The organism is Escherichia sp. E2748 (genome assembly GCF_005781125.1).
In the GTDB taxonomy this organism is placed as follows: domain Bacteria; phylum Pseudomonadota; class Gammaproteobacteria; order Enterobacterales; family Enterobacteriaceae; genus Escherichia.
The window spans coordinates 491,766-504,404 of record NZ_VATP01000001.1; the positions used below are offsets into that span (position 1 = coordinate 491,766).

General features: G+C 50.8%; 14 protein-coding genes, 1 pseudogene and 1 other annotated feature. Of the genes and pseudogenes, 6 read left to right on the plus strand and 9 right to left on the minus strand.

Going from position 1 to position 12,639, the window contains the following annotated elements:
* The first annotated feature begins 195 nt into the window (after positions 1–195).
* Together ugd and wzzB are read left to right on the plus strand one after the other, a co-directional pair.
* The gene (gene ugd / locus FEK42_RS02210) at positions 196–1,362 is read left to right on the plus strand and encodes a UDP-glucose 6-dehydrogenase (RefSeq protein ID WP_130208709.1); all 1,167 of its coding nucleotides are present in this window, start codon (positions 196–198) and stop codon (positions 1,360–1,362) included.
* Between the two features lie 144 nt (positions 1,363–1,506).
* Positions 1,507–2,487, plus strand: coding sequence for an LPS O-antigen chain length determinant protein WzzB (wzzB, locus tag FEK42_RS02215; protein ID WP_135492822.1), 981 nt, complete (start codon positions 1,507–1,509; stop codon positions 2,485–2,487).
* A 95-nt stretch (positions 2,488–2,582) separates the two neighbouring features.
* Here wzzB and hisIE read toward each other — a convergent pair whose 3' ends face one another.
* From hisIE to hisL, 9 genes are all read right to left on the minus strand, one after another.
* On the minus strand, positions 2,583–3,194 hold the full coding sequence (gene hisIE, locus FEK42_RS02220; protein WP_135492757.1) for a bifunctional phosphoribosyl-AMP cyclohydrolase/phosphoribosyl-ATP diphosphatase HisIE: 612 nt from the start codon (positions 3,192–3,194) through the stop codon (positions 2,583–2,585).
* Positions 3,188–3,964: an imidazole glycerol phosphate synthase subunit HisF gene (gene hisF / locus FEK42_RS02225; protein WP_000880156.1), complete on the minus strand. Its 777-nt coding sequence runs from the start codon at positions 3,962–3,964 to the stop codon at positions 3,188–3,190. The genes hisIE and hisF overlap by 7 nt, the downstream gene beginning before the upstream one ends.
* Complete coding sequence (gene hisA / locus FEK42_RS02230; protein ID WP_135410129.1) at positions 3,946–4,683, minus strand: 1-(5-phosphoribosyl)-5-[(5-phosphoribosylamino)methylideneamino]imidazole-4-carboxamide isomerase; 738 nt, start codon at positions 4,681–4,683, stop codon at positions 3,946–3,948. Before hisA ends, hisF begins: the two co-directional genes overlap by 19 nt.
* Positions 4,683–5,273: an imidazole glycerol phosphate synthase subunit HisH gene (gene hisH / locus FEK42_RS02235; protein WP_135410128.1), complete on the minus strand. Its 591-nt coding sequence runs from the start codon at positions 5,271–5,273 to the stop codon at positions 4,683–4,685. Before hisH ends, hisA begins: the two co-directional genes overlap by 1 nt.
* Entirely contained in the window at positions 5,273–6,340 is a 1,068-nt protein-coding gene (gene hisB / locus FEK42_RS02240; protein WP_000080093.1) for a bifunctional histidinol-phosphatase/imidazoleglycerol-phosphate dehydratase HisB, read from the minus strand. The genes hisH and hisB overlap by 1 nt, the downstream gene beginning before the upstream one ends.
* Positions 6,340–7,410 carry a histidinol-phosphate transaminase gene (hisC, locus tag FEK42_RS02245; RefSeq protein ID WP_053292574.1) on the minus strand — a complete coding sequence of 357 codons (1,071 nt, stop codon included), beginning with the start codon at positions 7,408–7,410 and terminating at the stop codon, positions 6,340–6,342. The genes hisB and hisC overlap by 1 nt, the downstream gene beginning before the upstream one ends.
* Positions 7,407–8,711, minus strand: a complete 1,305-nt coding sequence (gene hisD / locus FEK42_RS02250) for a histidinol dehydrogenase (protein WP_135492756.1) — start codon at positions 8,709–8,711, stop codon at positions 7,407–7,409. The genes hisC and hisD overlap by 4 nt, the downstream gene beginning before the upstream one ends.
* Before the next feature lie 5 nt (positions 8,712–8,716).
* Positions 8,717–9,616, minus strand: coding sequence for an ATP phosphoribosyltransferase (gene hisG, locus FEK42_RS02255; protein WP_000131780.1), 900 nt, complete (start codon positions 9,614–9,616; stop codon positions 8,717–8,719).
* A gap of 46 nt (positions 9,617–9,662) precedes the next feature.
* Positions 9,663–9,786: a sequence feature (His leader region), on the minus strand.
* Positions 9,762–9,812: a his operon leader peptide gene (gene hisL, locus FEK42_RS02260; RefSeq protein WP_001364200.1), complete on the minus strand. Its 51-nt coding sequence runs from the start codon at positions 9,810–9,812 to the stop codon at positions 9,762–9,764. (Overlaps the previous feature by 25 nt.)
* A gap of 283 nt (positions 9,813–10,095) precedes the next feature.
* Here hisL and yefM point away from each other — a divergent pair, with 283 nt between their 5' ends.
* From yefM to FEK42_RS02280, 4 genes and pseudogenes are all read left to right on the plus strand, one after another.
* Positions 10,096–10,347 carry a YoeB-YefM toxin-antitoxin system antitoxin YefM gene (gene yefM, locus FEK42_RS02265; RefSeq protein ID WP_135492755.1) on the plus strand — a complete coding sequence of 84 codons (252 nt, stop codon included), beginning with the start codon at positions 10,096–10,098 and terminating at the stop codon, positions 10,345–10,347.
* Positions 10,344–10,599, plus strand: a pseudogene (gene yoeB, locus FEK42_RS02270) (type II toxin-antitoxin system mRNA interferase toxin YoeB). Before yefM ends, yoeB begins: the two are co-directional and overlap by 4 nt.
* Positions 10,600–10,681: 82 nt before the next feature.
* Positions 10,682–11,506, plus strand: coding sequence for an SDR family oxidoreductase (locus FEK42_RS02275; RefSeq protein WP_130208695.1), 825 nt, complete (start codon positions 10,682–10,684; stop codon positions 11,504–11,506).
* 45 nt (positions 11,507–11,551) lie between these two features.
* A complete protein-coding gene (locus tag FEK42_RS02280) occupies positions 11,552–12,481 on the plus strand; it encodes a LysR substrate-binding domain-containing protein (protein WP_135492753.1) in 930 nt (309 codons plus the stop codon).
* Positions 12,482–12,639 lie beyond the last annotated feature (158 nt).

A 12,639-nucleotide genomic window follows, 5' to 3' on the forward strand; every position in this document is an offset into this window, starting at 1 on the left:
TTTTTTACTATCAATCTTATTGATTTAATTTCATTGCTTAATACTAACTTAATAAATAGCAGCTATTCTTATAAAGAAAATCTGAAATGTTTTTCGTTTCGTTGACCAGACATCATCGTGGCGTTAAAACTTTTAACTCTTATCAGGGTGCTAAAACATCATGATTCATAGTTAAGTTAATTCTGAGAGCATGAAATGAAAATCACCATTTCCGGAACCGGTTATGTTGGCCTGTCTAATGGGCTATTAATCGCACAAAATCATAACGTTGTAGCATTAGATATTTTACCAACTCGCGTTGCAATGCTGAATGATCGGATATCTCCTATTGTTGATAAAGAAATTGAGCAGTTTTTGCAATCAGACAAAATACGTTTTAATGCCACGTTAGATAAAAAAGAAGCCTACCGGAATGCTGATTATGTAATCATCGCAACCCCGACCGACTATGATCCTAAAACCAATTATTTCAATACATCTAGCGTAGAATCAGTAATTAAAGATGTTACGGAAATAAACCCTCATGCAGTAATGATTATTAAGTCTACGGTTCCTGTAGGTTTTACGGCCGCGATGCAAAAAAAATTCAAGACTGAGAACATTATCTTCTCCCCTGAATTCCTCCGAGAAGGCAAAGCCCTTTACGATAACCTTCATCCTTCCCGTATTGTGATAGGCGAACGTTCTGAACGTGCACAGCGGTTTGCCGCGTTATTACAGGAAGGGGCGGTTAAGCAAAATATCCCGACTCTGTTTACTGATTCAACAGAAGCAGAGGCCATTAAACTTTTTGCCAATACTTACCTCGCCATGCGCGTGGCGTACTTTAACGAGTTGGACAGTTATGCAGAAAGCCTGGGATTGAACACCCGTCAAATCATTGAAGGTGTTTGTCTTGATCCGCGTATCGGCAATCATTACAACAATCCATCATTTGGTTACGGTGGTTACTGTTTGCCGAAAGATACCAAGCAGCTTCTGGCAAATTACCAGTCTGTGCCAAACAACATCATTTCTGCCATCGTTGAAGCTAATCGCACCCGCAAAGACTTTATTGCCGATGCTATCTTGTCACGTAAACCCAAAGTCGTAGGGATATATCGCCTAATTATGAAGAGCGGTTCAGATAACTTCCGTGCGTCTTCCATTCAGGGGATCATGAAGCGTATCAAAGCTAAGGGGGTAGAAGTGATTATCTATGAACCGGTTATGAAGGAAGAAATGTTTTTCAATTCACGACTGGAACGTGATCTCGCGACGTTTAAGCAACAGGCTGATGTCATCATCTCTAATCGAATGTCAGAAGAGCTTAAAGATGCAGCAGACAAGGTCTACACCCGCGATCTTTTCGGTAGCGACTAACTATCTGTAATCAGATGATTTTTGGCGGTAGTTGGTATCGATGTTCATGTAATAATTCATTATATTTATTGTTTATCCTATGGCATTCATACGGATTATCGCTAAACTATGGCGACCTGAAATTTTCCGTCTGTTAGGGTAATGATGAAAGTTGAAAATAATAATATTTCTGGGCACAACAATGACCCGGAACAGATTGATTTAATTGATTTACTGGTACAACTGTGGCGCGGGAAGATGACCATTATCGCTACAGTCATTGTGGCTATCGTGTTGGCTATTGGATACCTGGCAGTAGCGAAAGAGCAATGGACATCAACAGCCATTGTCACTCAACCTGATGTGGGGCAAATTGCCGGCTATAACAACGCCATGAATGTAATTTATGGCCAGGCTGCGCCAAAAGTAGCTGATTTACAGGAGGCGTTAATTGGTCGCTTCAGTTCTGCTTTCTCTGCATTAGCGGAAACGCTGGATAATCAGGAAGAACGCGAAAAACTGACTATCGAACCTGCTGTTAAAAACCAGCCGTTACCGTTAGCTGTTTCTTATGTCGGGCACACTGCAGCGGATGCACAGAAAAAGCTGGCTGAATACATTCAACAGGTTGATGACCGAGTGAATGAAGAGCTGGAAAAGGACCTGAAGGATAATATCGCTTTGGGTATGAAAACCTTGCAGGACTCCCTGAAAACTCAGGAAGTGGTGGCTCAGGAGCAAAAAACGCTGCGTATCCGCCAGATTCAGGAAGCGTTGCAGTATGCGAATCAGGCGCAGGTAATAAAGCCGCAGATTCAGCAGACTGGTGAAAATATTACTCAGGACACGTTGCTTTTGTTAGGTAGCGAAGCACTGGAGTCGATGATTAAGCACGAAGCGACTCGTCCGCTTGTGTTCTCGCCAAACTATTATCAGACTCGTCAAAACCTGCTGGATATCGAAAGTCTGAAGGTTGATGATCTTGATATTCATGCCTACCGTTACGTTATGAAACCCACACTGCCAATTCGTCGCGATAGCCCGAAGAAAGCAATTACCTTGATTCTGGCAGTACTGCTGGGCGGCATGGTTGGCGCGGGAATTGTGCTGGGGCGTAATGCGCTGCGTAATTACAACGCGAAATAATCTTTTCGGTTTTAAAGAAAAAGGGCAGGGTGGTGACACCTTGCCCGTTTTTTTGCCGGATGCGACAACAACATCGCATCCGGTCAGCCTGCAACTCACTGATGCCGTTTACGCAGGTTTTCAATAACCGTCGTTAAATCCAGATCCTGATCCTGCAACAACACCAGCAGGTGATACATCAAGTCAGACGCCTCGTTGGTCAGTTCAACGCGGTCATGTACCGTTGCTGCCAGTGCGGTTTCCACGCCTTCTTCGCCCACTTTCTGCGCAATACGTTTGGTGCCGCTGGCATACAGTTTGGCGGTGTAGGAGGTTTCCGGATCGGCAGTTTTGCGCTCAGCGAGCAGTTGTTCCAGTTGATACAGGAACAGCCACTGGTGAGCGGTGTCGCCGAAGCAGCTACTGGTGCCTTTGTGGCAGGTTGGGCCGATGGGATTCGCCAGTACCAGCAATGTATCTTTGTCGCAGTCCGGCGCAATACTTACTACGTTGAGGAAATTGCCCGACGTTTCGCCTTTGGTCCACAGTCGCTGTTTAGTGCGCGAGAAGAAGGTGACTTTGCCGCTTTCGATGGTTTTGTCTAAGGCTTCCGGTGTCATATAGCCCAGCATTAGCACTTCGCCGGATACCGCGTGTTGCACAATCACCGGCATCAGCCCGTCGGTTTTTTCCCAGTCCAGTTCGCGACGTTGTTGTTCTGTTAACATATCCTGATCTCCACGCCCTGTGTTGCCAGGTACGCTTTTAATTCACCAATATTGATTATTTGTTTGTGGAATACGGAAGCCGCCAGCGCGCCGTCAACGTCGGCATCGCGGAAGGCTTCAAGGAAGTGCTCCATAGTGCCCGCGCCACCGGAGGCAATCAGCGGAACGTGACAGACTTCACGCACTTTTTTCAGTTGCTCGAGGTCGTAACCGTTACGCACGCCGTCCTGATTCATCATGTTGAGGACGATTTCTCCGGCACCGCGTTTTTGCACTTCCTGTACCCAGTCGAGCGTTTCCCACTGAGTGACGCGGGTGCGGCTTTCATCGCCGGTATATTGATTCACATGATATTTACCGGTTTCGGCGTCGTACCAGGTGTCAATACCGACCACAATACACTGCACGCCAAAGCGATCGGCCAGGCGAGTAATTAACGTCGGGTCCGCCAGCGCAGGGGAGTTGATAGAGATTTTATCCGCGCCAAAGGAAAGAATTTTCGCGGCGTCATCCAGCGATTTAATTCCTCCCGCCACGCAGAACGGAATATCGATCACTTCCGCCACGCGAGATACCCAGCTTTTATCTACCACACGTCCATCGCTGGAGGCGGTGATATCGTAGAACACTAGCTCGTCCGCACCTTCTTCGGCGTAGCGTTTTGCCAGCGGCACGATATCGCCAATGATTTCATGGTTACGAAACTGTACGCCTTTCACCACCTGACCATCACGAACGTCGAGACATGGGATTATGCGTTTTGCCAGCATGCGATGGCCTCCTTCACGGTGAATTTACCTTCCAGTAATGCACGACCAACTATTACGCCGCGCACGCCAGTGCCACGCAGGGCAGCAACATCGTTAATGTCGCCAATGCCGCCGGATGACTGAAATGCCACCTGCGGGTATCTGGCGCACACTTCTTCATATAAAGAGACGTTAGAACCTGCCAGCGTGCCGTCGCGCGAGATATCGGTACACAGCACATGTTTCAGGCCGACGGGCAGATAGGTTTCCACCAATTGTTCCAGTGAAACGCCCGAGTTCTCTTGCCAGCCGCTGACCGCCACCTGCTTGTTGCCTTGCTCGTCAATACGGACATCCAGCGCCAGCACTAAGGCATCGGCACCGAAACGTTCAAACCAGCCTTTCACCATTTCTGGTGATTTCACCGCAGTGGAGCCAATCACCACGCGCGCAACCCCAGCTTCCAGTAACGCCGCCACATCCTCTTCGCTACGCACGCCGCCGCCAACCTGCACCGGAACGTTAACGCCAGCGACCAGGGTTTTAATCAGTGGGATTTGACGTTTAGCCGGATCTTTTGCCCCGGTCAGATCCACCAGGTGCAACACTTCGGCACCTTGTGCGGCGTAATCCTGTAAACGCGGCAGCGGGTCGTTACCGTAATCGCGCTGTTTGCCGTAATCGCCCTGATGGAGACGCACCACGGTGCCGTCGATTAAATCTAATGCCGGAATAATCATCACATCTCCAGGAAGTTTTTCAGCAACTTAGCGCCAGCGGCACCAGAACGCTCCGGGTGGAACTGAACGCCGTAGAAGTTATCTTTTTGTACCGCCGCGGTGAACGGTTCGCCATAAGTACACTGCGCGATGGTCCACGGATTGATCGGCATTGCGTAGCTGTGAACAAAGTAAAAGTACGCTCCGTCTTCAATCCCCTGAAACAGGCGGTTGCCTGCCCGCGGGTAAACGCGGTTCCAGCCCATATGCGGCAGTGGCAGACCAAAGTCGGTCATTTTCGGCACGTCTTCGTCGATGATGCCCAGCAAATCGACGCCGTTGCTCTCTTCGCTGCGCCGCCCCAGCAGTTGCATCCCTAAGCAGATGCCCAGCACCGGTTGGGTACAGGCTTTGATGAGATCAAACAGTTCACGCTCACGTACCTGATCCATCGCCGCTTGCGCAGTGCCAACGCCGGGTAAAAACAGTTTATCGGCCAGCAACACTACGTCCGGGTCACGGCTGACTTTGGGCTCATAACCGTGGCGCGCAATGGCTGATTTCACCGAGTTCAGGTTGGCGCAGCCGGTATCAAGGATCACCACGTTCATTACAGCACTCCTTTCGACGAGGGCAGGGTGTCGCCTTCCACGCGGATGGCCTGGCGCAGGGTGCGACCAAAGGCTTTGAACAGGCTCTCTACACGGTGGTGATCGTTTTTACCTTTGGTTTTCAGGTGCAGGGTCACGCCCATGGTGTAAGAGAGCGAACGGAAAAAGTGCTCGATCATTTCGGTGCTGAGATCGCCTACGCGCTGGTAGGTAAATTCAGCTTTATATTCCAGGTGCGGGCGACCAGAGATATCCAGCGCGCAGCGGGCAAGGCATTCATCCATCGGCAGCACAAAACCAAAGCGGCAAATACCGCGTTTGTCGCCGAGGGCTATTTTTAACGCTTCCCCCAGCGCCAGGCCGGTATCTTCGACGGTGTGGTGATCGTCGATATAGAGATCGCCTTTGACGTTGATTTCCATCCGGAAACCGCCGTGGGTGGCGATCTGATCCAGCATATGATCAAAGAAGCCAACCCCGGTGTTAATCTTGCTGCCACCTTCGCGATCCAGCCACACTTGGACGTCAATTTGCGTCTCTTTGGTGTTGCGCACTACATGGGCGTAACGGTCTCGTTTAGTGAGTTGCTCGCCAATCATCGGCCAGTTCAGGGTTTCGCGGTCGTAGCGTAAACCATTAATTCCCATGTTTTCCGCGAGTTGAATATCGGTCGCGCGATCGCCAATCACATAACTGTTGGCACGATCCATCGCTTGCTCAGCCAGATAACGCTCCACCAGTTTTACTTTCGGTTTACGGCAGTCGCACTCATCTGCGGGCAGGTGCGGGCAAATCAGTACTTCATCAAACTGCACGCCTTGCGAGGTGAAGATCTGCATCATCAGGTTGTGCGGGCCATCGAAATCCGCCTGCGGGAAACTTTGTGTTCCCAGACCATCCTGATTAGTGATCATCACCAGCTTGTAGCCCGCTTTTTGCAGCTTCAGCAGCTCCGGGATCACGCCCGGTTCAAAGGCGAGTTTGTCAAAACGGTCCACCTGAAAATCACTCGGCGGTTCGCTAATCAGGGTTCCATCGCGATCGATAAAAAGATACTTCTGACTCATCAAACTTGCTCCGCACGTAAGGCGTCAATGACGCGCTGGCTTTCTTCACGGGTTCCGACGGTAATTCGCAGGCAGCCGCTTAAAGAGGGTTGTTTATTCTGATCACGTAAGATAATGCCCTGATCCCACAAAGATTTAAACACTGCACTGGAGGCTTTAAAGCGCGCCAGAATGTAGTTGGTTTCAGAGTCGAAAACCTGCTCTACGCAGGGGATCTCTTTCAGTGCGGCAATCAGGTATTCGCGTTCTGCAATAATTTGCGCCACCCGTTCGCGCATGGCGACGATCCCCTGCGGGCTTAACGCCTGGGCCGCAATGTCGGCAACCGGCGTCGAGAGCGGGTAGGGGGCAATCACTTTCATCAGCAGGTTGATGACTTCTTCGTTTGCCAGCGTAAACCCGCAACGAAGGCCCGCCAGAGCAAAAGCTTTCGACAGTGTGCGCAAAATAGCCAGGTGCGGATATTCCGCCAGCCAGCCAGCCAGCGATGCCTGCGGGCAAAACTCGATATAGGCTTCATCGGCAACCACAATCGCTTTACCGCGGGTTAACTCCAGCAGAGTGCGAAAATCCTGTGGATTGATCAGTTGCCCGGTGGGGTTGTTGGGGCTGCAAACATAGACCACTTTTACGTCGTCCAGCTTGTCGGAAATGCCCTGTAAGTCCAGTTGCCAGTTGTCCAGCGTCGGCACTGTGCGGCACTCGACGCCAATGGTTTCGGCGCTGACGCTGTACATGCCGTACGTTGGCGGGCAGTAGAGGATGGCGTCTTTACCCGGTTCGCAAAAAGCGCGAATCAGCAGTTCAATGCCTTCGTCCGCGCCACGGCTGACCAGCACCTGTTCCGGTTTTACGCCTGCATATTGCGCGTAATTTTCAATCACCGCTTTCGGCTGGCATTCCGGGTAGCGGTTGAGCGTTTGCTGAGTAAGCTGAAACTCCACGGCAGTGGGGTATTCGTTGGCGTTCAGCCAGACGTCGCCATTACCGCCCAGACGACGCGCCGACTGATACGGCGTCAGGTTGCGGACGTTTTCACGCGCTAAATCGGTAATAGTCACGGTGCTCATGCTTGCTCCTTAAGGGCGTTAACACGCAAAGTAACGGCATTTTTATGGGCGGTCAGGCGCTCGGCGGCGGCCAATGTTTCAATGGTCGAAGCCAGCGCGGAGAAACCTTCTTTCGACAGTTCCTGCACGGTCATACGCTTCTGGAAATCTGCCAGCCCGAGGCTGGAACAGGTGGCGGTGTAACCGTAAGTCGGCAGTACATGGTTGGTGCCGGAGGCGTAATCACCTGCCGATTCCGGTGACCAGTCACCAAGAAATACCGAACCGGCGCTGGTGATGCCATCGACAAGTTGGCGGGCGTTGCGGGTCTGAATGATCAGGTGCTCCGGGCCGTAGAGGTTGGAGATCTCTACGCACTGCGCTAAATCGTTGGTCACAATCAGGCGGCTGGCGCTCAGTGCCTGACGGGCGGTTTCGGCACGCGGCAGCTCTGCCAGCTGGCGTTCGACAGCCTCGGCAACGCGACGCGCCATATCAGCATCGGGCGTCAGTAAAATCACCTGTGAGTCCGGGCCGTGTTCTGCCTGGGAGAGCAAATCAGAAGCCACGAAATCCGGCGTAGCGCCGCTGTCAGCAATCACCAGTACTTCCGACGGGCCTGCGGGCATATCGATTGCCGCACCGTCAAGACGCTGGCTTACCTGGCGTTTTGCCTCGGTGACAAAGGCGTTACCTGGCCCGAAGATTTTGTCTACTTTGGGCACGGATTCTGTGCCAAACGCCAGTGCGGCAATGGCCTGTGCGCCACCGACGTTAAACACATCCTGCACGCCGCACAGCTGCGCCGCGTAAAGGATCTCATCGGCAATCGGCGGCGGTGAGCACAGCACCACTTTTTTACAGCCTGCAATACGCGCCGGAGTCGCCAGCATTAATACCGTTGAGAAGAGCGGGGCGGAGCCGCCAGGAATATACAAACCAACTGAAGCTACCGGGCGCGTGACTTGCTGGCAACGTACGCCTGGCTGAGTTTCTACATCTACCGGCGGCAGTTTTTGCGCAGTGTGGAAGGTTTCAATATTCTTTACTGCCACCGCCATCGCCTGTTTTAGCTCGTCGCTCAGGCGTTCGCTGGCGGCTGTGATCTCCTCAGCAGACACCTTCAGCGCGGTAACCGTGGTTTTATCAAACTTCGCGCTGTATTCCCGCAGGGCGTCATCGCCGCGTGCTTTCACGTTATCGAGAATATCGTTAACAGTGCGGGTAATGCTTTCAGAAGCGGTGATCGCCGGGCGCATTAACAACTGGCGTTGTTGTTCCGCAGTACAGCTATTCCAGTCAATGATTGTGTTAAAGCTCATGGCGATCACTCCATCATCTTCTCAATGGGCAGGACCAGAATCGAACTGGCACCCAGCGCTTTCAGTTTTTCCATGGTTTCCCAGAACAGGGTTTCGCTGCTGACCATGTGCATGGCGACGCGCTGTTGATCACCCGCCAGCGGCAGAATAGTTGGGCGTTCGGCACCTGGCAGCAGGGCAATGACGTCATCCAGACGCTCGGTCGGTGCGTGCATCATGATGTATTTTGATTCGCGCGCCTGGATCACACCCTGAATACGGGTCAGCAGTTTGTCGATCAGTTGCTGTTTGGATTCTTCCATTTCGCCATCGCGCTGGATCAGGCAGGCTTTCGAGCGGTAGATAACTTCGACTTCGCGCAGGCCGTTGGCTTCCAGCGTGGCACCGGTGGAAACCAGATCGCAAATCGCATCCGCCAGGCCGGCGCGCGGGGCGACTTCGACAGAACCGTTCAGTAAGCAGGATTTAAAAGAGATGCCTTTCTGGTCGAGATAACGCTTGAGCAGGTGAGGATAAGAGGTGGCGATACGTTTACCGTTTAAGGAGAGCGGGCCGTCCCAGGCTTCATCAACCGGCGTTGCCAGCGAAAGGCGGCAGCCTCCGAAATCCAGACGACGCAGGGTAAAATAACGCGGATCTTCACCCTGGGCGCGGCGGTTAAGCAGTTCTTCTTCCAGCACGTTTTCGCCGATAATCCCAAGGTCTACCACGCCGTCCATTACCAGACCGGGAATGTCGTCGTCACGCACGCGCAGAATATCAATCGGCATGTTTTCAGCCATTGCGATCAGGCGCTGAGTGTGAAGATTAATTTTTATGCCACAGCGCGCCAGCAATTCGCGTGAGTCATCACTTAAACGTCCTGATTTCTGCATAGCTATGCGTAAACGAGTGTTGTCTGTCATTTTCTTTTTCCTCTTTATACCTGTCTGAACCGTTATCAACCGCGCAATAAAAAAGCCCCCGGAAGGTGATCTTCCGGGGGCTTTCTCATGCGTTCATGCACCACTGGAAGATCTGAATGTCTTCCAGCACACATCGCCTGAAAGACTAGTCAGGATGATGGTGATGATGGTGGTGTTTAAATTGAACGCGTGTCATAAAAGTCTCTGTGAATGTTTATTCAACTGATGTCTTTTAACCTAAACCACTTTCACGTTAGAAAGCAAGGGCTTTTTTATATATTTTATGTCGATGGATTTGTTTAATGAATGAGCGGGGAAAGGAGGGGGCTAAGAGGACTGTCCTCTAACCTGACGGCACCAAAAATAGCGAAGCCTGGATTTTTCGTCTCGCTGACAATGCTTTGAGCTACTGGCTAATTAATAAACAGTTTATTGCCACTCATCATTGCACAATGAACTGTACAAAAGAGGAGATTGACATGCGTACAATTAGCTACAGCGAAGCGCGTCAGAATTTGTCGGCAACAATGATGAAAGCCGTTGAAGATCATGCCCCGATCCTTATTACTCGTCAGAATGGAGAGGCTTGTGTTCTGATGTCACTCGAAGAATACAACTCGCTGGAAGAAACGGCTTATCTACTGCGTTCCCCCGCTAACGCCCGGAGATTGATGGACTCAATTGATAGCCTGAAATCAGGCAAAGAAACGGAAAAGGACATTATCGAGTGAAACTAATCGGGTCTGAGGAATCAGGGGGATGATTATCTGTACTGGCAGGAAACAGATAAGCGAATTGTTAAAAAGATCAATGAACTTATCAAAGATACCCGCAGAACGCCATTTGAAGGTAAGGGGAAGCCAGAACCCCTGAAACATAATTTGTCAGGCTTCTGGTCCCGACGCATTACAGAGGAGCACCGTCTGGTATGCGCGGTTACTGACGATTCACTGCTTATTGCAGCATGTCGTTATCATTATTGAAGAGATTCATTCATAGAATGAATTGTCAGTTTTGATACGCTGGCGTAGCCTTATAGATCTAAGGTGTATCAGGAGAAAACGGATGAAAAAGGTCGCAATTGTCGGGTTAGGGTGGTTAGGCATGCCGCTGGCGATGTCACTTTCAGCACGAGGCTGGCAAGTCACCGGGAGTAAAACTACACAAGATGGCGTAGAAGCGGCCCAAATGAGTGGCATTGATAGCTATCTGCTTCGCATGGAGCCCGATTTAGTTTGCGACTCTGACGATCTGGATGCCCTGATGGATGCCGATGCACTGGTGATTACGCTTCCGGCACGTCGTAGCGGCCCCGGCGATGAGTTCTATTTACAAGCGGTACAGGAGCTGGTGGATAGTGCGCTGGCTTATCACATTCCCCGCATTATTTTTACCAGTTCAACATCTGTTTACGGTGATGCGCAAGGCACAGTGAAAGAAAACACTCCGCGTAATCCGCTGACCCATAGTGGACGAGTGTTAAAAGAGCTGGAAGACTGGCTGCACAATTTACCCGGTACTTCGGTTGATATTTTGCGTCTTGCTGGTCTGGTCGGGCCTGGGCGTCATCCCGGCCGTTTCTTTGCCGGAAAAACTGCGCCGGATGGAGAACACGGCGTCAATTTAGTCCACCTGGAAGATGTTATTGGCGCTATCACTCTGTTGTTACAGGCACCTAAAGGCGGGCACATCTATAATATATGTGCGCCAGCTCACCCTGCGCGTAATGTTTTCTATCCACAGATGGCCCGTTTACTGGGACTGGAACCTCCGCAGTTCAGGAATAGCCTGGACAGCGGCAAAGGTAAAATTATTGATGGCAGCCGGATCTGTAATGAATTGGGATTTGAATACCAGTATCCCGATCCACTGGTAATGCCGCTGGAGTAAAGCATCACGCCAGCAGAATGCCGCATACACCGCAAGGGGGCGTGTATGAAACCACTGCTGGACGTGTTGATGATCCTTGATGCCTTAGAAAAAGAGGGCAGTTTTGCGGCGGCGTCAGCCAAACTGTATAAGACGCCATCTGCCCTCAGTTACACTGTTCACAAGCTGGAAAGCGACCTTAATATTCAATTGCTTGATCGTAGTGGTCACCGCGCTAAGTTTACCCGCACCGGAAAAATGTTGCTGGAGAAGGGGCGGGAAATTCTCCATGCTGTGCATGAACTGGAAAAGCAGGCGATCAAACTCCATGAAGGTTGGGAAAACGATCTGGTAATCGGGGTTGATGATACCTTTCCCTTTTCACTGCTTGCGCCACTCATTGAAGCCTTTTATCAACATCACAGCGTCACGCGTCTGAAGTTTATCAATGGCGTTCTGGGCGGTTCCTGGGATGCCCTGACTCAGGGGCGAGCGGATATTATTGTTGGCGCGATGCATGAACCGCCATCTTCCAGCGAATATGGTTTCTCTCGGTTGGGCTGTCTGGAACAAGTTTTCGCGATTGCACCTCATCATCCGTTAGCTCTGGAAGAGGAACCGTTAAATCGCCGTATCATTAAACGCTATCGGGCGATTATCGTAGGTGATACCGCGCAGGCTGGCGCATCTACGACATCACAACTTCTCGACGAACAAGAGGCCATTACCGTATTTGATTTTAAAACCAAACTGGAATTACAAATCAGCGGCCTTGGTTGCGGTTATTTACCGCGCTATCTGGCGCAACGCTTTCTTGATAGTGGCGCGTTAATTGAGAAGAAAGTGGTTGCGCAATCCCTCTTTGAACCCGTATGGATTGGCTGGAATGAACAAACCGCAGGGCTTGCCAGTGCGTGGTGGCGTGATGAGATTTTAGCAAATAGTGCTATTGCTGGTGTTTATGCAAAATATGATGACGGAAAATCAGCCATTTAAATAAAAAATTATATGACAAGCCTCTCATTCTCTTGTCATTTACCCCCCATTTAGGCACAATGCGCCGCTGTCAAAAAATGACTAAAAACCGACGTTTCATCCGCGTCGGTTATTTTTTGCTTCAAACCAATCATTCATACCAAGAGGCCGGGCTTCGT